The organism is Halovulum marinum, from assembly GCF_009697225.1.
GTDB lineage: Bacteria > Pseudomonadota > Alphaproteobacteria > Rhodobacterales > Rhodobacteraceae > Halovulum > Halovulum marinum.
Map to the genome: position 1 here is coordinate 471,471 of NZ_WIND01000001.1, position 25,088 is coordinate 496,558.

Consider the following 25,088-nt stretch of genomic DNA (forward strand, 5'->3'; position numbering starts at 1 on the left):
AATTGCCCGGAACAGGAGTTCGACCATGTCCCTTGCCGCCTGCAGATTTCCCGAGTTTGACGGAAAATCGGTATTCATCACCGGTGCCTCGACCGGCATCGGTGCCGCGCTGGCCCGCGCCTTCGCGGCGCAGGGCGCGCGGGTGGGGGTGCACTACAACGCCAGCAAGGATGCGGCCGAAGCGCTTGCCAGGGAAATCGGCGCGGCCGGCGGGACCGCGACGCCGGTGCGCGCCGACGCGCGCGATTCCGCGGCCCTCGCGGCCGCGGTCGAGGAGGTGGCCGAGACGTTCGGCGGGCTGGACGGGCTGATCAACAACGCCGGGGGCATGGTCAAGCGCGTGTCCTACGCCGAGGTGACGGACGACGACTACCAGGCGGTGATGGATCTGAACGCGCGGTCGATCCTGGCCGCGTCGCGGGCCGCCTTCCCGTACCTGAAGAAGCAGGGCGGGTTCGTGATCAACACGACGTCGGTCGCCGCGCGCAACGGCGCCAGCGGCGGGGCCGGCCTCTACGGCTCGTCGAAGGCGTTCGTGTCCAACGTCACCCGCGGAATGGCGAAGGAATGGATCGCCCACGGCATCCGCGTGAACGCGGTCGCCCCGGGCGTGATCACCACGCCGTTCCACGAACGCTACTCGACCCAGGCGCAGCTCGACGCCATGCTCGCAACCGTGCCGCTGGGCCGGCTCGGCGTGGCCGAGGAATGCGTGGGCGCCTACCTGTTCCTCGCCTCCGCCGAGCTTGCGGGCTACATCATCGGCCAGACGATCGAGGTGAACGGCGGCCAGCTGATGCCGTGAGCCACCCCGGGCCGAAGGCTCGAAGCCTTGCCCGGCACACTTTCGCGACCGGAGTCGCGGCAGGCTGTCCCCGGGTGGCCCGCCAGCCGGAGCGCGGGCCGGCCCGGACCCCGGCGCGCGCGACGGCTTCGGTTCCGGCCGCCCCCCTCGGCGAGCATTCCCGGACCGGGCCTTCGCAGCGACCGGCTCAATCGAAGAAATCGCTGTCCCCCTCGGTAAGGTGCTTGCGCGCCTCCTTCTCGATCAGGGTCACGCCGATCCCCGGCCGGTTGGGCACGTCGATCCGGCCGCTCCTGACCGGCACGCCGTCGAAACCCTCGGTAAGGTCGTACCAGAACGGCTCGAACCGCGCCGGGTACTCGAAGGCGATGAAGTTGTCGGGCAGCGTCGCGCAGACCTGGATCAGCGCCGCCAGCCCGAAGATCCCGTTCGCGGTGCCGTGCGGCGCGATCGCGATGCCGTGCAGGTCGGCATGCTCGGCCACCCATTTCATCTCGGCGATGCCGCCCACGTCGCAGGGGTCGGGGCCGATCACGTTCACCGCGTGGCTTTCGATCAGGTGCTTGTAGTTCTGCCGCAGGTAGATCTGCTCGCCGGTGTGGATCGGCGTCGTCGTCGCGTGGGTCACGTCGCGGTAGACGTCGTGGTTGACGAACGGCGAGTAGTCGCCGGTGATCATGTCCTCGATCCACAGCAGGTTCAGCTTCTCGACCGCGCGGGCGAACTTCAGCGCGTCCTGCGGCAGATAGCCGGGACCGGCATCCACCGCCATGCCGTACGCACTGCCCAGCGTCTCTTTTGCGGCGGTGACGCAGTCGACCAGGTGGCGCATGCCGTCCTCGGTCAGCACGCCCTTGTGCGGGTACGGGAACGGCGCGTCGGGCTGCACGTCGCCGTAGAAGAAATCGGGCACGTCGCGGGCCATCGCCGAGTGGAACGAGGTCGGCAGCTTGAACATCCGGAAGCCTTCGGGCAGCGATTTGGCGTACTCCGCCCAGGTGACGTAATCCTTCGGGGTGTGCCCCACGTCCATCTCGTGGTGATAGAGCGTGCGATAGGTGCGCACCTGGTCGCGGACCTTGCCGCCCAGCAGGCGGTAGACCGGCACGTTCGCGGCCTTTCCGGCGATGTCCCACAGCGCGTGCTCGATGGCGCTGACGGCGGCGCCGAAGGGCTTGAAGCCGCCGCGCACCCGGATCCGGCGCATGACGCGCTCGACGTCGCGGGGGTCCTGGCCGACGATCCAGTCCTTCAGCTGCAGGACCAGCGACTGGACATAGGGTTTCGGGGTCTCGATCTGGCTCCAGCCGGTGATGCCCTCGTCGGTGGTGATGCGGATGACGGGGCTGCTGGCGATGACGGCGCATTTCAGGTCGGTGATCTTCACCGCGCGTTCCTCTTCCTGTTCCGGTGGTGGCTGGCCGGCGGCACCGGCCGCTGCCCTACTTGGCCTTCCCGGCCTTCCACGCCTCGTACTCGGCCCAGGCGTCGGTGCCTTCCTTCATCGGGTAGTAGCGGCGCAGGTCGCCGCCTTCCTCGAGCTTCATGCGCGAGAATTCCTCCCACTCGACATGGCCCTTCGCCCGGCCCAGCAGCTTGTCGACATGGCCGATCGGCACCACCACGGCGCCGTCGTCGTCGGCGATGATGATGTCGCCGGGCGCGACATAGCAGTTGCCGCAGGCGATCGGCACGTTGACCGCGTAGGGAAAGATGCTGCGCTGCGTGTGGTAGTTCGGCGTGACGCCCTTGATCCAGCAGCCGATGTCGACCTTCTGGATGTTCGGCCAGTCGCGCAGGCAGCCGTCGATGATCACCCCGCTGCCGCCGCGGCCCTTGAGATAGGTCATCATCATCTCGCCGAACACGCCGCTGTCCATCTTGCCGCGGGCATCGACGACCACGACGTCGCCCGACTGCGCATGATACAGCGCGTGGCGGTGCAGCTGCGATTCAGGGTCCTTGTATTCGCTGTCCTCGTAGACGTCCTCGCGCAGCGGCATGAACTGCAGCGTCAGCGCCGGGCCGACGATCGACCGCCCCGGGGTCCAGCTTCTGACCCCCTCGATATGGGTGTTGCGCAGGCCGAGGCGGTGCAACTCGGCGCTGGCGGTCGCCGCGCCGATGCCGCGCAGCGACTCGATCACCGACGGGTCCGGGCGGGTGATGTCGGGCGTGTGGGTCATTCGAAGAAATCCTTGTCGTCGTCCTTGAGGTACTGCTGCGTCCGGTCGGGGCTCAGCTCGACGCCCATGCCGGGCCGGTCCCAGACCTGGATCATCCCGTCCTTGACCAGCGGGTCCGGCAGCCCGTCGACGATGTCGAACCACCAGTCCGGGCGCCCGGTCGGCAGCTCGAACCCGATGTAGTTCAGCGGCATGGTACAGCTGACCTGGACCAGCGCCGCCAGCCCCAGCAGGCCGTTGCCGGTGCCGTGCGGGGCCATCATGATGCCGTGCAGATCGGCGTATTCGGCGATCCACTTGATCTCGGCCAGCCCGCCCACGTCGCAGGGGTCGGGGCCGATCACGTTGACCGCGTGGCCCTCGACCAGCGCCTTGAAGTTCTGCCGCAGATAGATCTGCTCGCCAGTGTGGATCGGGGTCGTGGTCGCATGGGTCACGTCGCGGTAGATGTCGGCGTTGACCCAGGGCGTGTAGTCGCCGGTGATCATGTCCTCCAGCCACATCAGGTTGAACGGCTCGACCGCCCTGGCGAAGCGCAGCGCGTCGATCGGCGTGAAGCCTGGGCCGCAATCCAGCGCCAGCCCGACCTCGTCGCCCAGCACCTCCTTCATCGCGGCGACGCAGTCGACCAGGTGCGCCATGCCGCGCTCGGTCATCAGGCCGCTGGCGGTGAAGCCGTGGAACGGGTTCGGTTTCTGCACCTCGCCGTAGTGGAAGTTCTCGACCTGGTCCTTCATCGGACTGTGGAAGGCGACGCCCATCTTGACGAAGGAAAACCCGTGCGGCAGCGCCTTCATCTGCCGGGCGGCCTCGGCATAGTCGTCCGGCGTGGTGCCCTTCATCTCGGTGCGGATCGCACCGTTGTAGACCCTGACCTTGTCCCGGACCTTGCCGCCCAGCAGCTTGTAGACCGGCACCCCCGCCGCCTTGCCGGCGATGTCCCACAGCGCGTGCTCGATCATGCTGATCGCCGCGCCCCAGGGCTTGAAGGCGCCGCGCCGGCGGATGCGCATCATCACCCGCTCGACGTCCGTCGGGTCCTCGCCGAGGATCGCGTCCCTGAAGTGCAGCACGAAGGGCTTGAGGAAGGGCTTGAAATACTCCCCTTCGCCATAGCCCGAGATACCCGCGTCGGTGACGATCCTGACGACCGGGTTGTCGCCGATCACAGCGCATTTCACGTCGATGATCTTCATTGTTCCTCATCCCGTTGGGTCTTGCCGCGCCGTCATCGGCCCGCTCGGGGCGACGCCGGCCACGTCGCGGCAGTGGTAAAGCTGTCGGCGGCCCGGAGGGGCGCGCAGCGACCGCCGCCGGTCAGCCGGGCGGCAGTCTCTGCTCGGTTACCGCGTCGAAAAGATGCAGCCGGTCCTGGTCGAACTCGATCCAGACCGGCTGGTCGGCCCTGATCCTGCGCTGCGGGTCCAGGCTGATGACGAAGGTCTTGCCGCCCACCTCGACGTGCGCATAGGTCAGATCGCCGGTCGGCTCGACGGTGTAGATCTTCGCCGCGATGCAGCCGGGGGCGGCCTCCTCGTGCAGGATCAGGCTGCTGTGCCGCGCCCCGAGGATCACCGCGTCGCCCGAAGCGCGCCGCGCGCTGGCGGCGTTCCGCGGCGACAGCGCCAGCTCCCAGCCCTCGCCGGCGGCCTGCACGGCGCCGCCGTTCTCGACCACCCGCGCGGGAAGCAGGTTCATCGCCGGGCTGCCGACGAACCCGGCGACGAACACGTTCGCCGGCTCCTCGAAGACCCGCTCGGGCGTATCGTACTGCTGCAGCACGCCGCCGCTCATGACCGCCATCTTGTCGGCCATGGTCATCGCCTCGAGCTGGTCGTGCGTGACGTAGATCACCGTCGCGTTCAGATCCTGGTGAAAGCGCTTCAGCTCGGCGCGCATCTGCACGCGCAGTTTGGCGTCCAGGTTCGACAGCGGCTCGTCCATCAGGAAAACCTGCGGGTCGCGCACCAGCGCGCGGCCCAGCGCGACGCGCTGCTGCTGGCCGCCGGACAGCTCGCGCGGGCGGCGGTCCAGCAGGTGGGTGATGTCCAGCAGGCGCGCGGCGTCGTTGACCTTCTCCTCCAGCTCGCGCTTCGGGACCTTGCGCATGCGCAGCGGAAAGCCGAGATTCTGCCGCACCGTCTTGTTCGGGTACAGGGCGTAGTTCTGGAACACCATCGCGATGTCGCGATCCTTCGGATCGAGATCGTTGATCTGCCGCCCGCCGACGCGGATCGCCCCGCCGGTCAGATCCAGCAGCCCGGCGATCAGGTTCAGCGTGGTGGTCTTGCCGCAGCCCGACGGCCCGACCAGGGCGACGAACTCGCCATCCTCCACGGTGAAGGATACGCTCTTGACCGCCTCGAACGAGCCGTATCGCTTGACCACCTCCTGGAATTCAACCTGCGCCATATCGGGTCCTGCTCCGTCGATTGCCTGTCATGCCTTCACCGCGCCTTCGGTCAGAGCCCGGACGAAATATTTCTGAAGTATCAGGAACATGGCGACCACCGGCACGCTCATGATGAACGAGGCCGCCATCAGGCCGGGCCAGTTGGTCGCGTATTCCGTGAAGAACCGCTGCAGACCGACCGGCAGCGTCAGCTTCTGGTCGTCGTTGAGGAAGGTCAGCGCGTAGACGTACTCGTTCCACGCGGTGATGAACGAATAGATCGCCGTGGCGATGATCCCCGGCGCCGACAGCGGCATGACGATCAGGTAGAACGCCTGGAAGCGGGTGCAGCCGTCGATCCGGGCGGCCTGCTCCAGCTGCACCGGGATGTTGTCGTAGAACCCCTTCAGCAGCCAGATCGACAGCGGCAGCCCGAAGGTCAGATAGGTGATCACCAGCGAGGAATAGGTGTTCACCAGCCCCATCCAGCGCATCATGATGAACAGCGGCATCAGGAACACCACCGCCGGGAACATGTTGCGGAACAGCACCGAGAAGAACAGCGCCTTGCGCCCCGGAAAGCGGAACCGCGAGAACGCGTAGGCCGCGGGCACCGCGACGGCGACGCCGAGGATGGTGGTCACCGTCGAGACCATGATCGAGTTCAGCAGATACCGCAGGAACTGCCGGCCGACATCGTTCTGCGGCGACAGCAGGCGGACGTACTGCTCGGTCGTCGGGTTCTTCGGGTACAGGTCGGGCGGGTATTGCAGCGCCGCGAACTGCGACTTGAACGAGGTGATCAGCATCCACAGCAGCGGCGTGACTGCGTAGATCAGCAGGAACACCAGGAAAATCCAGCCGAACACGTGCCAGCGGGTGATACGACGCTTGTCCATCAGTGAGCCTGCCTGTCTTCGTCGCCCGTAAGCGCCTTCACATAGAAGTATCCGATCACCACCATCACCAGGAACAGGATCACCGAATAGGCGCTGGCGATGCCGAAGCGGATCCGGCCGAAGGCGATCTGGTAGATCTGCGTGATCCAGATGTCGCTGGCCCCGGCCGGGCCGCCGCCGGTCATGATCCACGGTATGATGAAATGGTTCAGGTTCTGCACGAACAGCAGCAGCACGGTGATGATCAGAACGCCTTTCAGATGCGGCAGCGTGACGTGCCAGAAGCGGTGGAACGCGCCCGCGCCGTCGACCCGCGCCGCGTTCAGCAACTGGTCCGGGACGGTCTGCAGACCGGCCAGGATCATGATCATCGCGAACGGAAACTCCTTCCAGACGTTGACCACGATCAGCGACGGCAGAACCATGTCGATGTTGTCCAGCAGGTTCAGCTTGCCGTCGATCAGCCCGAGATCGAACAGGACCGCGCCGAGCACGCCGAAATCGCTGTGGTAGATCCAGCGCCAGATGTACGACGCCGCCACCGCGCTGATCACGAACGGGATCAGCAGCAGCCCGCGCAGCAACCCGCGGCCCATGAACTCGCGGTTGAGCACCAGCGCCGCGCCCAGGCCGAGGATCAGCGCGAAGAAGGTCGACCAGACCGTCCACACGATCGTGTTCCACGTCACCTGCTGAAAGCTGTCGCTGCCCAGGACGGTGGCGTAGTTGTCGAAGCCGTTGAAGATCTTCTCGGACATCGCCAGGCTCGGCGGCGTGCGGAAGAACGACAGGTAGAACGTGTAGTAGATCGGGTAGGCGATCACGAGCATCATCACGCCCAGCGCCGGGAGGACATAGAGATAGTCCCAGCGGTGATCGATGATCTGCCCGATCAGCCCCCGGGAGGAGGGCTCGCTTCGGTGCGGCCGGCTCATGCGAGAAAACTGCCTTCGTGGGAGGGGGGTGGAGGCGCCTCGTTGCGAAATGGCGCCCGCCGCGGGGGCGGGCGCCGACGACCTGCGACCCGGGTACGGGTCACATTCCGTCTAGGAGGCTCTGGATCTTGCGCTCGGCGTCCGCCGTCGCTTCCTCCACGGTCATCTTCTCGGTCAGCGCGTTCTGCAGCATCTCCGGGATGATGATGTTCATGATCTCGGGGCTTTCCGCCACCGGCGGGAACGGGATCCCGCTGGGCAGCATCGAGGTCGAGACGTCAAGGAACTTGATCGTGTCCAGCCGCTCCTTCATCCACTCGGTCTCGAACCCGCGGGTGTTGCCGGGGTTGGAACTGACCCACGCCAGCTTGGTCGACCATTCCGGCCCGGTCATGAAGCAGATGAGGGCTTTCGCCGCCTCCATGTCCAGATCGCCGTCGATATTGTCGGGGTTGAAGATGTGGACATTCGATCCGCCGAACACGACCGCGCGGCGGTCGGCGCCCTTCGGGATCTTGCCGTAGCGCATGTTGTTCACGACCTCCATCGCCGCTTCCTTGTCGCTGCCGGTCGCCCGGCTGGCGCGGTCGAGCATCGTCGCGTACTCGGAGGGGTGGGCGATCACCATCGCCAGCTGGTTCGCAAGGAACGGGTCCTGGTTCTCGGTCTGGGTGTTGGTCAGCGCCGACACCGGCACCGATTTGTCGCGCACGTACATGTCATAGTAGTTCTGCACCGCGCGCCGCGTGCCGTCGCTGTCGATCCAGGTCTCCTGGTAGGTCGGGCTGTCCGCCGCCTCGTCGAGCGCGCCGCCGCCTTCGCCCCAGACCATCGGCATGAAGCGGAACGGCGTGTTGCCGGCGTTCACCCGCGCGACCAGGCCGTAACCGTTCTTGCCGGTCTTTTCCTTGATCTGCTTGGAATAGGCGACGACCTCCTCCCAGGTGTCCGGTGCCTTGTCGGGGTCCAGCCCGGCTTCCTCGAAGATGCCGGCGTTCCAGATGAAGGCCATGGTCTCGTTGTTGGTGGGGATGCCCCAGGTCTTGCCGTCGAGCGTCACCGACTTCATCGCGCCCGGCCAGAAATCGTCGGAATCGTAGCCGACGTCCTCGGGGGACAGCTCGCTCAGCTGCCTCTTGGCGGCGAACTCTGATCCCCAGAGGATCGGCAGCCGGGCGACATCCGGCGCGGCATTGCCCAGCGCGGCGGTGCGCAGCTTGTTCAGCATGTCGTTGTAGCCGAGGTTCTGCGCGTTGATCTCGATGTTCGGATAGGTTTCGGCGAGCGCGGCCCAGAACTCCTCGTACATCTCGTGCTCGAGCTGGGGACTGGCCTCGTTCGGGCCGACATACCAGTAATCCAGCTCGCCCTCGTAATCGAGCGGGACGATCTTCGAGCATTCCGCGGCGGTGTCGACGGTGGTCTTGCCGGCGATGCTCCGGACATGTTCGGGGGTCCAGGTCTCCGGGTCGATCCCGGTCTTGTTCGCCTGGGCGGCCACCGGTGCCGGCAGAACCAGCGCCGACGAGGTCAGCAGCGCGCAGGCGATACCTTTCAGGTTTCGCTGCCGTGCAGCATTTTTCAGCAACATATCGTCCTCCCGTTGAAATTATCGTACTTTTTTGATACATGAAAATGCGCGTTACCAATCAAGTCAAGGATTTTCTTGCAGAAGACCGGGACCGGAACGGACTTCCTGCGCATGCACGGGCTTCATGCTCGGCGGGACCGACAGACGTGCGGGACGGGCGTGCAGGAATTGCCTCGATGGCGATCAGGCGTGGAAAAGGTGCAAATGCAATGCCCGAGCATCAGGACAACATCGCCGTGGACGAGGCCACGCTCTACGAGCAGCTGCTCGACGGCGTGGCCAAGGGGGTCTACGGCAGCGGCACCAGGTTGAGGATCCACGAGATCGCGAAACGCCACGGGACCAGCATCAACCCCGTCCGCGAGGCCCTGCGGCGGATGGAGGGCGAAGGACTCGTGCGGTTCGAGAAGAACCGCGGGGCGACGATCACCAGGCTGGACCGGGCCGCGGTCGAGAACATGTACGAACTGATCACGCTGATCGAGCCGCACCTGATCGCCGGTTTCGCCGAAAGCTGCACCGCCGAGGACGTGGCCGAGGTCGAGCGGATCCAGGCCCGGCTGCGCGAGGTGCCCCGGATCGACAAGCCGCGGTTCAGCGCGCTGGACATGGAACTGCATCTTGCCATCGTCACCAAGCACTACAACGACCGCGCGGTGCGGATCTGGCTCACGCAGCGGCACCTGCTCAACATCCTGACCCGCCGCAACGGGCTGACACGGACCCGGCACCAGGACATCATCCGCGAACACGACGAGCTGATCGAGGCGTTCCGCGCCCACGACGCGGCCCGGGCCACCGAGGTGATCACCCGGCACATCGACGGCGCCGGGCGGGCGCTCAGGTTCTACCTCGACATGGATTGACCGAACGACCCGCATGCGCGATCACCAGCGGCCCCGGCCGGATCGGCAGGGGCGGTGGCCGGGCAGGCCCTCGCGGATTGACGTGGTTTTATGGACCTCGGCGACGCGCCGGGCGCGGAAACCGCCGGCGCATCGACGTTCCGGGCGGCAGACTGCACCGACCATGCAGGGCGCGACCGGCGATATCCGACGAGGCCAGGGTGCCGGAGCGCGATGCCGATCCGCTGCGCGAGAATGAGCAGCGGCAAGGAGAACGGCGTTCTCGGTGCGGAGAGAAAGGTGCTAAAGACGTCCCGTCCCGCTATTGTCTTACGGCGACCCTGCCCGATCCGGCGTCCGACAAGGCTTTGAGGACGTCCTCGGTTGACAGCAGTTCCGGCAAGACGATGCCATCCGGGGCGGCAGGTCCGTACACGGCGTTGAACGGTATCGCGTAGCGCCCGAAGCTTTCCAGATAGCGCGAAATGGATTCGTCGGGACGCGTCCAATCCGCCTGCATTGCAACGATCCCGGGCTCACGCAGCCGCGAAGCGACAGGCTCCCGGTCGAGAACCAGCGCCTTGTTCGCCTTGCAGGTCAGACACCAGTCGGCGGTCACGTCCACAAAGACGACCTGCCCGGTCGAGACCAGGCGCGCGATCTCGGACCTGTCGAATTTGATCCAGTCGGTTGCAATGGTTGTCGGCGAACGGTCTGTCTCGGACAGGGATCCGGCCATGACCAGCGCCGCCGCGGCCAGGATCGCAGCCCCCGGAACTCTTGCAACCCCGGGTATCCGGCGAAGCGACAGCAATGCCACGGCACCAAGGCTGGCCAGCCCGACCCAGAGGGCGGCGTTCTGGCCCGCCACGCCGCCCAGAACCCAGAAGAGCCAGGCCGCGGTGCCCGCAAGCGCCATGCCCAGCACGATCTTGAGCACGATCATCCAGCGGCCGGGCCTTGGCAGGCGGCGAACGAGTTGCGGAAACACGGCGACGACGAGGTATGGAAGGGACAAGCCGATCCCGAGGGCCGTGAAGATCACCGCGATGTCGATGGCGCGCCCGGCAAGCGCGAAGGCGATCGCCGTGCCGAGGAAGGGGGCCGAACAGGGCGTTGCGAGAATGGCGGCGAAGGCGCCGGTCGCGAAGTCGCCGCCATAGCCTGCACCCCCGCCGGCGCGCGCGAGCCGGTTCTGCCACGAGGACGGCAGCGCGATCTCGAACAGGCCGAGCAGGTTGGCCGAAAAGATCACCAGCACGACCAGCATCACCGCCAGGAAGACCGGGTTCTGAAATTGCAGGCCCCATCCGACCGTCAGCCCGAACCCCCGCGCGGCAATCGTCGCTGCGGCGAGAACCCACATGAACGCCAGGACGCCGAGCGCCGAGACGGCGAAACCGGTTCGGACGCGTGCCGGGGACAGGCCGCCGGATTTGACGGCGGAGGAAAGCTTGATCGACAGCACCGGCAGCACGCAGGGCATCACGTTCAGGATCAACCCGCCGAGAAAGGCGACGGCGGCGATCCACGCCAGCTCGCCCAGACCCGGCACCACTGCAGCGATGCTGAAGGGCGGCGCGGGTGCAACGTCGGCCAACGCAGGCTTCAGCGTGGCCGCGCGGTCGCCGTCGGTGATCGTGACCTGGAACTCCGCCGGGTCGGATGCAGCGGCCAGTATCGGCAACCGGGCCCAGACCAACCGCCCCCCTTCCCCCACCCGGATGTCCGGCTTTCCGAACGCGGTCCCTTCGCCCAGTTCGGGGAACACATCAGGGGCGCTGAATGGCAGGTTGCTTCTGGCGGTCAGCGTCAGGGCCGTTCTTTCATCATCCAGATGGGCGGAGGTGATGCTGATTCCGGTACCCGTGCCGTCATCGGGGACACGGGCCGCGTAGTCCGAAATCAGCCCTGCGGCCTCGGTGTCGATCCCGCTGGCTCGCGGCAACGTCAGCGAAAGCTCGAAATCCTGCGGAATGCATACCGTCGAACAGACCAGCAGGTTCACGCGGGCGCGGAGGTCGACCGGCGCCCCCGGCTCATTCAACAGGATCTGAATCGGAAAGACGACCTCGTCGCGATAGCCGAAATTCTCGATCCCGAAGGCTGTGAACCGCTCGGGTGCGGGCCAAAGAAACTCGGCCGCCTTGATGTTCTCGGACCCCGCCCATTCGATCGACGGCGGACGACCGACCTCACCCGGAGAGCGCCAGTAGGTCTTCCAGCCCTCGCCGAGTTGCAGCTGAAGGCCGGCGGAGATCGATGTTGCGTCCGGGTTGATACCGTTCTCCGCGGTGATCAGGCGGGCCTCCACCGCGGGATCGCTGTAACGCTCCGATCCGGCGGCCGCGACCGACGTTGCGGCCAGGAGGCTGGCGAAGACGGCGGAAACCAGACAGCAGAACACCCGACCATGATCGGCAATGATCCTCTGGCTCAAATTTGCTGACATATCAAAGCCCAGCCTTCTTCTCGTTCTCCCTCGACCGGATCCTGAACCGTTCGCTCGCCGACTTCGCCTCGGAATACGGCCCGAGCGATCACCATTGCGTGCGTACCGGTGAAGGCGCGCAGGTGCGGCACTGTTCTCGAGGTCGGGATGAACGCGTTTGCAGTTATTGTCCGAGACCGATTGGCCATGGTCGATACCGATTTCATCCGCAAGGGCTTCCGGGTGCTCTCCGGCTCCGGACCGGGCACAAGGCGAATGCCACCGTACGAAACGGCCGGTTCGGAAACGCCCGGACATGCCCATCGTCCCCGAGACATCAGATCGGCTTTTCTACGCTCATTCCGGATTGCATCGCTTCCTGACCCGGCCTTGCAGGGACCACGAAACCCTCGCGGCCACCTTCACATTCGAGAACAGCCAGTCCGTTCGGCTGGATCTCGCTTACCACACACCCCTGTGGCATCCGCGGATCGCTTCCACTGGTTGTCAGGCGCGTCGCATCTTCCGCGAAGCACTGCTGCAGTGCCGTTGAACATCCGCCCAACACAACAAGAAGCAGGACGGCGGAAGCTCTCCGGACCCGCGACATGCGGGGTCTACTCGGCTGCAACTCTAGCGGCTGCTCGATCTTTCGGCGCCTCGTGTTTGTCTTCGGCATCGCCCGGCTTTCCATGACAGGATTTTCCCATGAAGCGATGCATGACCAAATGGGCTCCGACACAAAGAAGAAGCGGCGCGAACGCGATCAGGCTGTCGGCCGCGCCGGAAACCCGTCCCGCTGCGAGGTAGGCAATGATCGGCAGGAGCATTACCGCGCAGCATGCCCACATACCATATTTCATAAGCCTTTCCGACCCGGTTCGGGCAGCCTTCTTGTCATCCATGATATCTTCGCTCGCTTCTCTGATAGCCTGCGTGATCCCGCTACCGCGTTCCAGTACGGGAAGGTAAAGGTTACAAAACGATACAAAGATCACTGTTATGTCAGGACCACCCTGCTTGACCTTCCTGCGCTGGAAGCCGGTTAACCCCCCACCCAACAGGCAAGAGATCAGGAGCAAACGTGCGATGGTGCAGCAGGCACTCATTCCAGGTGGCCGCGGTCATTTCCTCGCGGCCGCGGTCAGCGGCAGGATCGGCTTGGCAGCGGCGTCGACATGCCGTGCGCAAGAAGCCGCGACGATGCAGCGCAATGTTTCGGGTTTTCTCACGCGTGAGTGGAAACCCGCCTCGACGCGATGCGCAAGCTAGTCATGTCGGGCCATATCGACGATAGTGCTGCGGCATCGGCCCGGCGACGGCATCATGCCCGTCTCTCCGACCGCGGTACCGCCGTCTCGGCTACTCGGAACTCGGCTTCAAGGAGGAAGCGCCGGACCGGCACCGAAGGCGTCGGTGCCAGGGCGCAATCCTGGCGTTCCGAAATACGAGCCGCCTGACCCGGATAATCCTCTAGCCATTCGAGCCATGCCGACTTGGCAGGACTAGCGCATCCCCGGAATGATACCCGCAAGATTGGCAGGACATCGTCGAATGCCGCATCGGCCGCTGCAACAATCCTATAGTGAACTTTTCGACAGAACGCCGGTGGGAACACAGGTGACGTTGAACCGAGCCAAATAGAAACCGCGAAAGACTGCTAGATGAACAAAATGCTTCTTGCCATTGTCGCCTTCCTCCTGGTCGGTGGATTTGCGGTATACTGGAACGCAACCCAAACCCGCCAGCAATCCGCCGGTCAATCCATGGAGCCGCCGGATACGGAAGGAATTCCACAAGGGGCGCCGCTTGCGAATGTGACAATTCCAGCAACGCTTTCCGCAGAGGCGCAGATGGGCAAACGCGGTTTCGAGGCAAGATGCGCGGAATGCCACGGAACAAATGCTGCGGGACAGAATGGCGTTGCGCCGCCTTTGGTACACAAAATATATGAACCTTCACATCATTCCGACATGGCTTTCGTCTCGGCAGTGAAGAACGGAGTCAGGTCCCATCATTGGAGCTTTGGCAACATGCCCCCATTAGAAGGTCTTACCACGGCCAATGTCAAAATGATCGCGCGCTATGTGCGCGAATTGCAGCGGGCGAACGGCATCAACTGATGCGTACGGCGCTGACAGGACGGCCTTGGTGGGACTTTTTCGCGCGGTGGTGCTTGTACTTTATGTTGCGTTCTCCGCCATGGCGACCGCCGGCATCGAGGATGTACCTGGTGTTCATCAGGACCACGCCGCGGCGGTGTCCCTTGATGGTTCCGCTCGTGTCGCGACGGCCGGACACGACCTTCGGGAAAGCCATTGCCATTCCGAGCTCGACTGTTTCCTGACCGCACTGGCGCCGGATCCATTGTTCCGGATGTCCCGGCTTGCCCAACGGGAGCGAAAAGTCTGGCCGGAGGAACGGCATGGCTCCATCGCGTTTTCGCCTCGACTGCCGCCTCCGCGCCCGTCCGCAGAGACCTGAAGGCAGGCATACGGAACGTGAAACTATGGAGCACAAAGATGCAGTACAAAACCACCCTCGGCACCGCCCTTGCCGCTTGCGCGCTTGCGGTATCCTCGTCGTTCGCCCTGGCCAGCCCAGGTCACGGCGACAAGCCCGACATCGGCCAGTCCGGTGACGTATCGAGTATTGACCGTGTGATCGAAGTCGAAATGACCGAGATGAAGTTCACTCCTGAAGACGTCGAGATCGAGAAAGGTGAGACGGTCAAATTCATCGTGTCCAATGAAGGACGAGCCGTGCACGAATTCAATCTCGGCACCGAATCCATGTGGGACGATCACAGGGGCGAGATGCGCAAGATGATGAAGGCTGGCCTGATGACCGTGCGCGAATTGCGTCACGATAAGATGATGGCGGCCGGAATGATGCATGACGATGCCAATAGCGTCCTGCTGGAGCCGGGTGAAACCGCCGAGATCATCTGGACCTTCAGCGGCGATGCTGAAATCGGCTTCGCCTGCAATGTCCCGGGACATCGGGCGGCTGGCATGGTCGGCACATTCAGCACCGGCGGAGCAGACGTCAGCAGCTAAGAAATACCGGGCGGAACGGTTTGTTGACCGTTCCGCCCGACCTCAGAGAGACGAAGTGCAAGGTTGGCACACACGCAATTGAGACGTACAGGGTTGGCAAACGGCTTGCCCAAATGTCCCGAGAAGCCACGCATGGAAGTATCTTCGGGATCGTGACTTCCAACTAGGAGCTGTGAAGAACATGGTCTGTTCAATCTCCGGGTTCCGCTTCATTGCGTCGGGTGTCGGATTGCTTGCGGCAGCGGGCGCCGCGGTTGCGTCCCCCGGTCACGGTGAGGGTGCGAATATCGGTCAGACAGGCGATATTTCGCACATCGACAGGGAGATCGAAGTCGAGCTGGGGGAGATGTATTTCGACCCCGGCATTTTCGATGTCGAGAAGGGCGAAACGGTAAGGTTCGTGATCAGGAACGTAGGGCGCGTGGTCCATGAGTTCGCAATCGGTACTGATGACATGCATGATACGCATGCCAACGAATTCCGGGCGATGATGAAGGGCGGGATGATGACGACGCGCCGCCTCGACCATGACAAGATGCGCAGCCAGGGCATGATGCATACCGACAGGAATGCCCGGCTTCTGGAGCCCGGTGAAACAACCGAGTTGATCTGGACCTTCAGCAGCGATGCCGAAGATATCCTGATCGCGTGCAGCGTGCCCGGCCACCGCGCCGGGGGCATGGAAGCCAAAATTGTCTTCACTGGCGACCATTCCTGACGTCTCAACTCGATGCCCCGCGGCGCTCGATCCGCCGCAGGCCGACGAAGTTTTCTCGCCGAGATACCCGGTATCAGGGAAGGAAAAGGACACGATGACGACACGGCGGGATTTCCTATCGCACAGCGCGGCAGCGGCCGCAGCCCTTGCCTTGCCGAGGATTGCGCGCGCCGCGACGCCGCAGTTCGTCGAATTCAAGGCCCGGCCGGCTGCGGTCCAGCTGGCACCGCCGTCCTATCCGAAGACGGAAATCTGGGGCTATGGCGGCGGAATGCCCGGCCCGGAGTTGCGGATCGCGCAGGGCGCTCGTGTCCGGCGGACGTTTCTCAACGAATTGCCGCAGGCAAGCTCGGTTCACTGGCACGGCATCCGGATCGACAACGCGATGGACGGCGTCGCGGGGCTGACCCAAGCCGCTGTCGAACCGGGCGCAAGCTTCGACTACGACTTCGTCGCGCCCGATGCCGGAACCTATTGGTATCACGCGCATAACAGGTCGTTCGAACAGGTCGCCCGGGGGCTTTACGGCGCGCTGATCGTCGAGGACGCAGAGGCTCCCGATGTGGATCGCGAAGAGGTTCTGATCCTGGACGACTGGCTTCTCGATCCCGACACCGCACAGATCGATCCCGACTTCACGTCACGCCACGATCGCAGTCACGCCGGCCGACGCGGGAATTTCATCGCGACCAATGGGAAATATGATCTGGCGCTGGATGTGCGGCAGAACGAACGCCTGCGCCTGCGGCTGATCAATGCCGCCAATGCGCGGATCTTCGTCCTGTCGCTGGCCGGGATGGAGGGCTGGACCATTGCCCTTGACGGGATGCCGCTGGACTCGGTGGAGCCGTTGGACGACGTGCTCGTTCTCGGGCCCGGCCAACGCGCCGACCTGATCGTCGACGTGACCGCCGATCCCGGAGAGACTGCGCATCTGGTGCGGATCGAAGACCGGGAAGGTATGTCACAAGTGGCCTTTCCCGTAAGCGGCACGGCATCGGCCGCGCGCCGCGCCCCCCCTGCCACCCTGCCCCGCAATCCGGACGTACAGGTGCCGGATCTCGAAAGCGCGGTTTCGGTACGCCTGAACATGCAGGGCGGCGCGATGGGAACGCTGGATGCGGCGGTCCTGAACGGCGAGCGCAAGACCTTCCGGGAACTTGTCGATGCCAACGAATTCTGGGCATTCAACGGTACGATCGGAATGACCGAGACACCACTTGCCGACGTGGCAATCGGACAGGCGGTGAAGCTCGAAGTCTACAACGACACCTCCTTTCCGCACGCGATGCACCTGCACGGAATGCATTTCCGCGAGATCGGCCAGGACGGTGCCCTCGGACCGCTCCGCGACACGCTTCTGATGTTCGGCGGCGAGACACGGACGATCGGATTTGTGGCCGACAATCCGGGCGACTGGCTGTATCACTGCCACATGCTCAGTCACGCGGCTTCGGGCATGATGACCTGGATGAGAGTGACGTGATACCAAGCTACCTGAAACTGTCGGTAGTCGTCCTGGCCGCCGCCGCCGCCGCCGGTGGCTGGCTCATCAGCAGGTCCGGTACGCGGCCCGAAGCCATGCCGGAGGCTGTCGACATCGTTCGGGGCGAAGAGCGCTATGGAGAATTCTGCGCCTCCTGCCACGGCGCGAACCTGGAAGGTCAGCCGGACTGGCGATCGCCCGGACCCGACGGCATTCTGCCGGCACCCCCGCATGACGAGACGGGGCACACCTGGCATCACGCCGACGGCGTGTTGTTCGACTACGCGAAACTGGGCGGGAAGGCTGCGCTCGGACGTCAGGGCCTCGAATTCGAAAGCGGCATGCCCGGATTTGGCGACCAGCTGTCCGATGCCGAGATCTGGAACATTATCGCCTATATCAAATCGACCTGGCCCGAGCGTCAGCGCGACATCCAGGCCGCACGAAGTGCTGCCTCGCTACAGCAGGAAGGAAACTGAAATGTCTCGTATTCCGATCACGGCAATGGCAATTGGCCTGGCGATTGCCCCGTTCGCGTCAGCCGCTCAGGACCTGACAGACGAGCGGATCAAGGAGCTTGCCTTGCAAGCCATTCGGGAGAACCCGCAGATCGTCATGGAAGCGGTGCAGATCCTGGAGGCCGAGCAGGCCGCCGCCAAGGCCGACGCGCAGACCGAGTTCCTGAGTGATCAACGTCAACTGCTCGAACGGGACCCGAATGCGCCGGTCCTCGGAAATGCGGACGGGGATGTCACCGTGGTCGAATTCTTCGACTACAATTGCCCCTATTGCAGACGTGCCATGGCGGAAGTCCAGGGGCTGCTGGACGGCGACGAGAATGTCAGGCTGGTCTATCGGGAATGGCCCATTCTCGGCGACGGTTCGATCTTTGCCGCCAAGGCCGCCCTGGCCGCGCGCGAACAGGGCAAGTACGAGGAATTCCACTGGGCGCTGATGGGGATGCAGGAACGCGCCGAGGAAGCCTCGGTCATGAGGATCGCGCAAGAGATCGGGCTGGACGTCGAGCGGCTGCGCTCCGACATGGATGCGCCGGAAATACAGGAACACATCGAAACCTCGATGCGCCTGACGCAGGCGCTTGGCTTCAACGGCACGCCTTCGTTCGTGATCGGGGACAACCTCGTACCCGGCTACGTCGAGAAAGAGCGGCTCGAAACCCTGGTCGACGAGGTTCGCGAAGCCGCCAAATAGCCTGACCGCGCAGACTCTGTGCCGGCCGCGGGTCAGCCCGCGGCCGGCACCGCCACGTCGTATCCAGCATTACGGATCGCTTCGGACACTGCCCGGTCGCTGAGAAAACTCTCGACCGAAACCGTTCGCGTGTCGAGATCACAGGCAACGGTCGCGGTCGGATCGATTGCCTTGATCGCCTTTTCGATTGTTGCGGTGCAATGCCCGCAGCTCATGTCCGGCACGTTGAAACTACTCATATCCGCCTCCTTTCATTTTCGAGTCAGATGACCGCTTCCAGTGCGGGAAGGTCAAGCGCAGAAAAAATTTTCCGCGAGGATTGACCTTCCAGCTAGGGGAAGCCCTACATGTCATCCCCGAGAGACGAAGGAGATCTTCATGCCAACCACACAAGACCTGCGGGTCTCGATCCAGAACATGTCCTGCGCGTCCTGCGTCGGCCGGGTCGAACGCGCGCTCTCGGCCCTGCCAGGCGTCGACAACGTGAAGGTGAACCTTGCCGCCGAGACGGCGCAGGCCCGGATCGACTCGGACGCCCGGATACCCGAGCTGATCGAGGCGCTGGACCGGGCCGGCTATCCGGCCCGCACGCAGACAGTGCGCCTGAACGTCTCATCCATGTCCTGCGCCTCCTGCGTGGGCCGCGTCGACAAGGCATTGGCGGCAGTACCGGGGGTTCTGGACGTCAACGTCAATCTCGCGTCGGAGACCGCGACCGTAGCGTTCGTCGACGGCGCCGTCGATCTGACTGCCCTGCTGAAGGCCGCCGAAGCGGCGGGCTATCCGGCAGAGGTGGCCGGCGATGCATCGGTGGAGGATCGCGGCGCGCGCAAGGACGTCGAGGCCCGCGTCCTGGCCCGCAAGACGGCGTTCGCGGCGGCGCTGGCGCTGCCGGTCTTCCTGCTCGAGATGGGGTCGATTCTGGTGCCGGGGATGCACGACCTGATCGCCAATTCGATCGGTCAGCAGACGAGTTGGACGATCCAGTGGCTGCTGGTGTCCATCGCAATGGTCTGGCCCGGCCGGCACTTCTACACCAAGGGCTTCCCGGCCCTGTTCAAGGGCGCGCCCGACATGAACAGCCTGGTGGCGGTGGGCACCGGGGCGGCGTATCTCTATTCCATAACCGCGCTCTTCGCGCCGGCGCTGCTGCCCGAGACGGCCCGCGCGGTCTATTTCGAAGCGGCGGCGGTGATCCTCGCGCTGATCCTTCTGGGCCGCTGGCTGGAAGTGCGGGCGAAGGGCCGCGCCGGGGCCGCGATCCAGAAGCTGCTGGGCCTTCAGGCCCGCACCGCGCGGGTTCTGGTGGACGGTGAGCCGCAGGACGTGGCGATCGAACGCATCCGCGCCGGTGACATCCTTGTCGTGCGGCCCGGAGAACGCGTCGCCGTGGACGGTGAAGTGACCGAAGGCAGCGCGCATGTCGACGAGAGCATGATCACCGGAGAGCCGGTTCCCGTGGCGAAGTCCGAGGGCGATCTCGTTACCGGCGGCACGGTGAACGGCACCGGCAGCTTCCGCTTTCGCGCGACCCGCGTGGGCGCGGACACGACGCTCGCGCAGATCATCCGCATGGTCCAGGAGGCCCAGGGCGCCAAGCTGCCGATCCAGGGTTTGGTGGACCGGATCACGCTGTGGTTCGTGCCGGCCGTGATGGCGCTGGCCGTGTTGACAGTGCTGGTCTGGCTGCTGGTCGGCCCGGCGCCCGCGCTCTCCTACGCACTGGTGGCGGGCGTTTCGGTGCTCATCATCGCCTGCCCCTGCGCGATGGGGCTGGCCACGCCCACCTCGATCATGGTCGGCACCGGGCGCGCGGCGGAAATGGGCGTGCTTTTCCGCAAGGGCGACGCTTTGCAGCAGCTGACCGGCGTGGACGTGGTGGCGCTTGACAAGACCGGCACCGTGACCGAGGGCCGCCCCGAACTGACCGACCTCGTTCTGGCCAACGGCTTCGAGCGCGCCGAGGTTCTGGCCCTCGTCGCGGCGGTCGAGGCGCAGTCCGAACATCCCATCGCCGAGGCCATCGTGCGTGCGGCGCAGGCCGAGGGCGTGGCGCGTCACGAGGTCGAGGGCTTCGACTCGATGACCGGCTTCGGCGTGCGGGCCACGGTCGCTGGTCGTGAGGTGCTGGTCGGCGCGGATCGCCTGATGACCCGCGAGGGGCTCAGCGTCGAGACGCTGGCCGAGACCGAGCACCGCCTGGCCGAACAGGGCCGGACTGCGCTGTTCGCGGCGGTGGACGGGAAGGTCGCGGCGGTCATCGGGGTGGCCGACCCGGTCAAGCCGGCCAGCGCCGCCGCGATCGGTGCGCTTCACGACCTCGGCCTGAAGGTCGCGATGATAACCGGCGACAAGCGCGAAACGGCCGAGGCGATCGCCCGCGAAACCGGCATCGACCATGTGATCGCGGGCGTCCTGCCCGACGGCAAGGTCGCCGCGCTCGACGATTTGCGGGATGCCGGTCAGCAGATCGCCTTCGTCGGCGACGGCATCAACGACGCGCCGGCGCTCGCCCATGCGGATGTGGGCATCGCCATCGGCACCGGCACCGACGTGGCGATCGAGTCGGCCGACGTGGTGCTGATGTCCGGCGACCTGCGCGGCGTGGTGAACGCCTTCGAAGTATCGCGTCGGACCATGCGCAACATCCGCCAGAACCTGTTCTGGGCTTTCGGCTACAATGTCGCGCTGATCCCGGTCGCGGCGGGCGTGCTCTACCCCGCGTTCGGGCTGCTGCTGTCGCCGGTCCTGGCCGCCGGTGCAATGGCGCTCAGTTCGGTGTTCGTGCTGACGAACGCTCTGCGGTTGCGCCGGGTCCGTCCCACCATGGACGAAGCCGGTTCGGCCGGCCCTGAAAAGCCTTCGCTATCCCCTGCCCCTGTCGCAGCTGAATAAGGAGGACCAGACGATGAACATCGGAGATGTCGCCGCCCTTTCGGGTCTGCCGGCCAAGACGATCCGCTACTACGAGGATATCGGACTTGTGAAGCCGCTGCGCAGCCCGAATGGCTACCGCGCTTTCCGCGAGAGCGACGCGCACAAACTCGCGTTCCTGGGCCGCGCCCGCGCGCTTGGCTTCAGCATAGAGGACTGCCGCAATCTCCTTGCACTCTACGAGGACGAGGACCGGGCCAGCGCCGAGGTGAAGGAGATCGCCGAGCAGCATCTCGAACGGATCGACGAAAAGATCGCAGAACTGCGGGAGATGCGTGCAACGCTGGCGCACCTGGTGAACGCCTGTGCCGGTGATCACCGACCGGACTGCCCGATCCTTGCGGACCTTTCCACGAAAACCCGCGATGAAGAACGACTCGAGAAAACGGCATAGCCGGATCCGCGGACGTGGCTGGGCCGGAACCGAGGGCGATCGCGCGATCGCCGTCCTGCCCCCAGCGTCGCGGCAACAGAAAAATGGCCCGGCGACTGCCGGGCCAGTGACGTCCGCGGGAAAGAGAACGCGGACGCGAACACGCGGGAAGAACGCGGCTACATCAGCCGCAGCGCGGCGGCCGACAGCACCTTGACCGCGGTCGCGATGCAGCGCTCGTCCAGGTCGAAGTCGCTGCGGTGCAGCATGGTGGGGCGCGGCGCATAGCGCGAGCCGATGCGCAGGTGCGCGCTGGGGATCCGGGTCGAGAACTCGGCGTAATCCTCGCTGCCCATCGAGCCGCGCGGCAACTCGATGACGTTCTCGTCGCCCAGCATCCGCGCCGCCTCGTCGGTGACCAGCGCCAGGATCTGCGGATCGTTCACCACTGGCGGCACGCCCTGCAGGAAGGTCGGCGTGCAGTCGACGCCGTGCATCTCGCCGACGCCGCGGCAGATCCTCTCGATCGCCGCGCGCACCTGCTCGCGCACCTCCGGCGACTGGCTGCGGGTGCTGCCCTGCAACCGGACGGTGTCGGGGATCTGGTTGCGCGCGGTGCCGCCGGCGATGCTGCCGATGGTGACCACGGCCGCGTCGAGCGGCGCGATCTCGCGGCTGACCACGGTCTGCAGCGCCGAGACCAGGCTGCCGGCGGCGACGATCGGGTCGCGCGCCAGATGCGGGTGCGCGCCATGACCGGAGCGGCCGCGGATCTCGACGTCGAACGGGTCGGTCGAGGCGAAGGCGGTCTGCGGGTGCCAGCCGACGGTGCCGCCATCCAGCGGCGGCCAGTTGTGATAGCCCAGCATCACCGCGGGCCGGGCGTCGTCGAACAGCCCGTCGGCAAGCATCGCGCGGGCGCCGCCCAGGCTTTCCTCGGCGGGCTGGAACACCACCACCAGCCGGCCGGGTAGCGAGTCCGCCAGCCGCGCCATCACCGTGGCCACGCCCAGCGCGATGGCGGTATGCGCGTCGTGGCCGCAGGCGTGCATCTTGCCGGGATTGCAGGACTTGTAGGCGGGATCGGCGCTTTCCTCGATCGGCAGCGCGTCCATGTCGCCGCGCAGCCCGACCAGGCGGCCTGGGCCGCTGCCGATCATCGCCGCGATGCCGGTCTTGGCGATGCCATCGCGGTACGGCACGCCCAGCGCCGACAGCCGCTCCTTGACCAGCGCCGAGGTGGCGATTTCCTCGAACCCCAGTTCGGGGTGGGCGTGCAGCGTGCGCCGCACCGCGATCAGGTCTTCGGCGATCTGGTCGGTCAGCTCGGCGATGCGGGCGCGCAGGTCGGTGTCATCGGTCATTCGGGCATCCGGAGATTGGTTCGGTGGCCGCCCCGGCTTGGGGTCCGGGGCGGCCGGTCGCGGGACGAAGGGCTCAGTATTCCTTCTTCCCGATCTCGACGATGGCGTTGTAGGTGTCCTCGTCCCAGACGTTGCGGCCCAGCGTGTCGCGGACCGACTGCGTCGCCTCGATGAACGGCTGCTTGTCCGGGTGGGTGATGGTCACGCCGGCCTGCTCCATCTCGGCGATCTGCTTCTCGGCCTGCTGCGGCAGCAGCTCCTCGATCACTGCGGTCGAGGCGTCGTTGGCGTCGCGCAGCAGCTGCTGCTCGTCCTCGGGCAGGCCGGACCAGAACTGCTCGCTGATCATGACGTAGGCCGGCTTGTTGATGTAGTCGACTACCGCGATGCCCTTCTGCACCTCGAAGAACTTCTGCGCGTAGATCGTCTCGATCGGGTTCTCCTGGCCGTCCACGACACCGGTCTGCAGCGCGGTGTAGACCTCGGCAAAGGCCATCGGCGTGGGATTGGCGCCCAGCGCGCGCAGCGATTCCACATAGTAGTCGCGCTCGGGCGCGCGCAGTTTCAGCCCGCTCAGGTCGTCCATCGATTCGACGACCACGTTGGCGCTGATCTGGCGCGGGCTGCGCGGCATGAAGCCCAGCATCCGGGCCTGGCGCTCGTCGACCAGGCGGGCGTTCCATTCTTGGCCGAAGTCGGTGGCCAGCACCTCCTGGTAGTTCTCGATCCCGTTCATCAGGTAGGGCAGCGCCAGGTACTCGATCTCCTTCAGGCCGGGATCGCCGCTGGCCAGCATCTGGGTCGAGCCCAGCGCCATCTGCGCGAACACCTCGCGCGGGGTGCCCAGCTGGTCGCCGGGGAACAGGGTCACGGTGTGGTCCGAGCCCTCCTCGACGACGCGCTTGAACTCGACCGCGCCCTCGTACTGCGCCTCGCCGGGCTGCGCCCAGAGCGCGTAGCGGATTTCCTCGGCCGCCACCGGGCCGGCGCCGACGATCAGCGTGGTGCAGAGCAGTGCCTTGAGTTTCATTGTCAGTTTCCCCTGTTGTTGGACGTGGGCACGGTCGGGTCCACCGACCGCATGTGCTCGACCAGGGCCGTGCAGGCCCCGACGAGATGCTGGACGATCCGGGCGCCGATCTCGGGCGTGGACCGCCGCGGATCGCCCCCGGCGATGCCGTTGGAGCAGTGATCGTCGACGTTGACCGCCAGCCCGACGTCGAGCCCGTCGAAGCCGACTGCGCCCAGACCCCTGGTGGGCAGATCCAGCAGCCGGCCGAACCGGTCGTCGATCTCGATCAGGTCCATGCGCGTCAACTCGGGCACGTAGTGCAGCGCGACCGAGGTCACCGGATCGCCGCCGTGGGCGAAGGCGCGCTTGCCGAACTCGCCGTGCAGTTCGGTCCACAGATCGTCGGGCACCGAGCGCCACAGGTTCACGCACGGCACCAGCAGGCCGCGCTCGCGCCGGACGGCGCGGATCACCTGGTCGATCAGCGGATAGTTCCCGCTGTGCCCGTTCAGGATCACCAGCCGGGTCAGCCCGTGGTCCATGAAATTGTCGAGGATGTCGCGCAGCGTGGCGCGGAACGCGTCCGCCGACAGCGCGATGCCGCCGGGCACCGACCGGAAGTAGTCGGCATGGCCGAACGGCAGCGTCGGCGCGGCGATCGCCCCCGACGCGGCGGCGACCTCGGCAGCCAGCGCGCGGGTCAGCATGAAGTCGCCCATCGGCGCCATCGGTCCCTGGATCTCCTGCGAGCCGAGCGGGATCAGGATCACCGGGTCCTCGGGCAGCCGGTCGCGGAATTCCGGGTAGGTCATCTCTTCCAGCAGGTGCTTGCGCTTGGCGGACATG

Annotated in this window: 24 protein-coding genes; 11 read left to right on the forward strand and 13 right to left on the reverse strand. The window is 65.5% G+C overall.

The annotated features are described in order from the left end of the window. The first annotated feature begins 25 nt into the window (after positions 1-25). A complete protein-coding gene (locus GE300_RS02410; protein WP_154444518.1) occupies positions 26-805 on the forward strand; it encodes an SDR family NAD(P)-dependent oxidoreductase in 780 nt (259 codons plus the stop codon). Between the two features lie 187 nt (positions 806-992). Here GE300_RS02410 and GE300_RS02415 read toward each other — a convergent pair whose 3' ends face one another. From GE300_RS02415 to GE300_RS02445, 7 genes are all read right to left on the reverse strand, one after another. Then, positions 993-2,192, reverse strand: a complete 1,200-nt coding sequence (locus GE300_RS02415) for a mandelate racemase/muconate lactonizing enzyme family protein (protein WP_325063067.1) — start codon at positions 2,190-2,192, stop codon at positions 993-995. 55 nt (positions 2,193-2,247) lie between these two features. Beyond that, on the reverse strand, positions 2,248-2,991 hold the full coding sequence (locus GE300_RS02420; RefSeq protein ID WP_154444519.1) for a ribonuclease activity regulator RraA: 744 nt from the start codon (positions 2,989-2,991) through the stop codon (positions 2,248-2,250). After that, entirely contained in the window at positions 2,988-4,187 is a 1,200-nt protein-coding gene (locus tag GE300_RS02425; RefSeq protein WP_154444520.1) for a mandelate racemase/muconate lactonizing enzyme family protein, read from the reverse strand. The genes GE300_RS02420 and GE300_RS02425 overlap by 4 nt, the downstream gene beginning before the upstream one ends. A gap of 121 nt (positions 4,188-4,308) precedes the next feature. After that, positions 4,309-5,403: an ABC transporter ATP-binding protein gene (locus GE300_RS02430; protein ID WP_154444521.1), complete on the reverse strand. Its 1,095-nt coding sequence runs from the start codon at positions 5,401-5,403 to the stop codon at positions 4,309-4,311. A 27-nt stretch (positions 5,404-5,430) separates the two neighbouring features. Further along, complete coding sequence (locus GE300_RS02435) at positions 5,431-6,282, reverse strand: carbohydrate ABC transporter permease (RefSeq protein WP_154444522.1); 852 nt, start codon at positions 6,280-6,282, stop codon at positions 5,431-5,433. Continuing rightward, the gene (locus tag GE300_RS02440) at positions 6,282-7,217 is read right to left on the reverse strand and encodes a carbohydrate ABC transporter permease (protein ID WP_154444523.1); all 936 of its coding nucleotides are present in this window, start codon (positions 7,215-7,217) and stop codon (positions 6,282-6,284) included. Before GE300_RS02440 ends, GE300_RS02435 begins: the two co-directional genes overlap by 1 nt. A 100-nt stretch (positions 7,218-7,317) precedes the next feature. Further along, entirely contained in the window at positions 7,318-8,808 is a 1,491-nt protein-coding gene (locus GE300_RS02445) for an extracellular solute-binding protein (protein WP_154444524.1), read from the reverse strand. A gap of 209 nt (positions 8,809-9,017) precedes the next feature. Here GE300_RS02445 and GE300_RS02450 point away from each other — a divergent pair, with 209 nt between their 5' ends. After that, positions 9,018-9,674, forward strand: a complete 657-nt coding sequence (locus GE300_RS02450) for a GntR family transcriptional regulator (RefSeq protein WP_233416709.1) — start codon at positions 9,018-9,020, stop codon at positions 9,672-9,674. 301 nt (positions 9,675-9,975) lie between these two features. Here GE300_RS02450 and GE300_RS02455 read toward each other — a convergent pair whose 3' ends face one another. Then, the gene (locus tag GE300_RS02455) at positions 9,976-12,093 is read right to left on the reverse strand and encodes a protein-disulfide reductase DsbD family protein (protein WP_233416710.1); all 2,118 of its coding nucleotides are present in this window, start codon (positions 12,091-12,093) and stop codon (positions 9,976-9,978) included. A 608-nt stretch (positions 12,094-12,701) separates the two neighbouring features. Beyond that, positions 12,702-12,989 carry a DUF2933 domain-containing protein gene (locus GE300_RS02460; protein WP_154444527.1) on the reverse strand — a complete coding sequence of 96 codons (288 nt, stop codon included), beginning with the start codon at positions 12,987-12,989 and terminating at the stop codon, positions 12,702-12,704. A 759-nt stretch (positions 12,990-13,748) separates the two neighbouring features. Between GE300_RS02460 and GE300_RS02465 the strand changes: the two genes are divergently transcribed. The 7 genes from GE300_RS02465 to GE300_RS02495 all read left to right on the forward strand — a co-directional run bounded on the left by GE300_RS02465 (position 13,749) and on the right by GE300_RS02495 (position 18,559). After that, on the forward strand, positions 13,749-14,207 hold the full coding sequence (locus GE300_RS02465; RefSeq protein WP_154444528.1) for a c-type cytochrome: 459 nt from the start codon (positions 13,749-13,751) through the stop codon (positions 14,205-14,207). 28 nt (positions 14,208-14,235) lie between these two features. Continuing rightward, positions 14,236-14,568, forward strand: a complete 333-nt coding sequence (locus tag GE300_RS02470; protein ID WP_154444529.1) for a hypothetical protein — start codon at positions 14,236-14,238, stop codon at positions 14,566-14,568. 38 nt (positions 14,569-14,606) lie between these two features. Beyond that, the gene (locus GE300_RS02475; RefSeq protein WP_154444530.1) at positions 14,607-15,143 is read left to right on the forward strand and encodes a cupredoxin domain-containing protein; all 537 of its coding nucleotides are present in this window, start codon (positions 14,607-14,609) and stop codon (positions 15,141-15,143) included. Between the two features lie 181 nt (positions 15,144-15,324). Further along, on the forward strand, positions 15,325-15,861 hold the full coding sequence (locus tag GE300_RS02480; protein ID WP_154444808.1) for a cupredoxin domain-containing protein: 537 nt from the start codon (positions 15,325-15,327) through the stop codon (positions 15,859-15,861). 94 nt (positions 15,862-15,955) lie between these two features. Further along, positions 15,956-17,347 carry a multicopper oxidase family protein gene (locus tag GE300_RS02485; RefSeq protein WP_154444811.1) on the forward strand — a complete coding sequence of 464 codons (1,392 nt, stop codon included), beginning with the start codon at positions 15,956-15,958 and terminating at the stop codon, positions 17,345-17,347. Then, positions 17,344-17,826 carry a c-type cytochrome gene (locus GE300_RS02490; RefSeq protein WP_407647662.1) on the forward strand — a complete coding sequence of 161 codons (483 nt, stop codon included), beginning with the start codon at positions 17,344-17,346 and terminating at the stop codon, positions 17,824-17,826. The genes GE300_RS02485 and GE300_RS02490 overlap by 4 nt, the downstream gene beginning before the upstream one ends. Position 17,827: 1 nt before the next feature. Beyond that, a complete protein-coding gene (locus tag GE300_RS02495) occupies positions 17,828-18,559 on the forward strand; it encodes a DsbA family protein (RefSeq protein ID WP_154444531.1) in 732 nt (243 codons plus the stop codon). A gap of 32 nt (positions 18,560-18,591) precedes the next feature. On the opposite strand, the gene GE300_RS02500 is transcribed toward GE300_RS02495, so the two are convergent. Further along, positions 18,592-18,798: a heavy-metal-associated domain-containing protein gene (locus GE300_RS02500; protein ID WP_154444532.1), complete on the reverse strand. Its 207-nt coding sequence runs from the start codon at positions 18,796-18,798 to the stop codon at positions 18,592-18,594. Positions 18,799-18,937: 139 nt separating this feature from the next. Here GE300_RS02500 and GE300_RS02505 point away from each other — a divergent pair, with 139 nt between their 5' ends. Then, positions 18,938-21,454, forward strand: coding sequence for a heavy metal translocating P-type ATPase (locus GE300_RS02505; protein ID WP_154444533.1), 2,517 nt, complete (start codon positions 18,938-18,940; stop codon positions 21,452-21,454). A gap of 13 nt (positions 21,455-21,467) precedes the next feature. Then, complete coding sequence (gene cueR, locus GE300_RS02510; RefSeq protein ID WP_154444534.1) at positions 21,468-21,887, forward strand: Cu(I)-responsive transcriptional regulator; 420 nt, start codon at positions 21,468-21,470, stop codon at positions 21,885-21,887. Positions 21,888-22,045: 158 nt separating this feature from the next. On the opposite strand, the gene GE300_RS02515 is transcribed toward cueR, so the two are convergent. From GE300_RS02515 to GE300_RS02525, 3 genes are all read right to left on the reverse strand, one after another. Further along, positions 22,046-23,230, reverse strand: a complete 1,185-nt coding sequence (locus GE300_RS02515) for a M20 metallopeptidase family protein (protein WP_154444535.1) — start codon at positions 23,228-23,230, stop codon at positions 22,046-22,048. 73 nt (positions 23,231-23,303) lie between these two features. Further along, positions 23,304-24,260, reverse strand: coding sequence for a TRAP transporter substrate-binding protein (locus GE300_RS02520; RefSeq protein WP_154444536.1), 957 nt, complete (start codon positions 24,258-24,260; stop codon positions 23,304-23,306). A gap of 2 nt (positions 24,261-24,262) precedes the next feature. Further along, entirely contained in the window at positions 24,263-25,087 is an 825-nt protein-coding gene (locus GE300_RS02525) for a creatininase family protein (RefSeq protein ID WP_154444537.1), read from the reverse strand. Position 25,088: the final 1 nt, after the last annotated feature.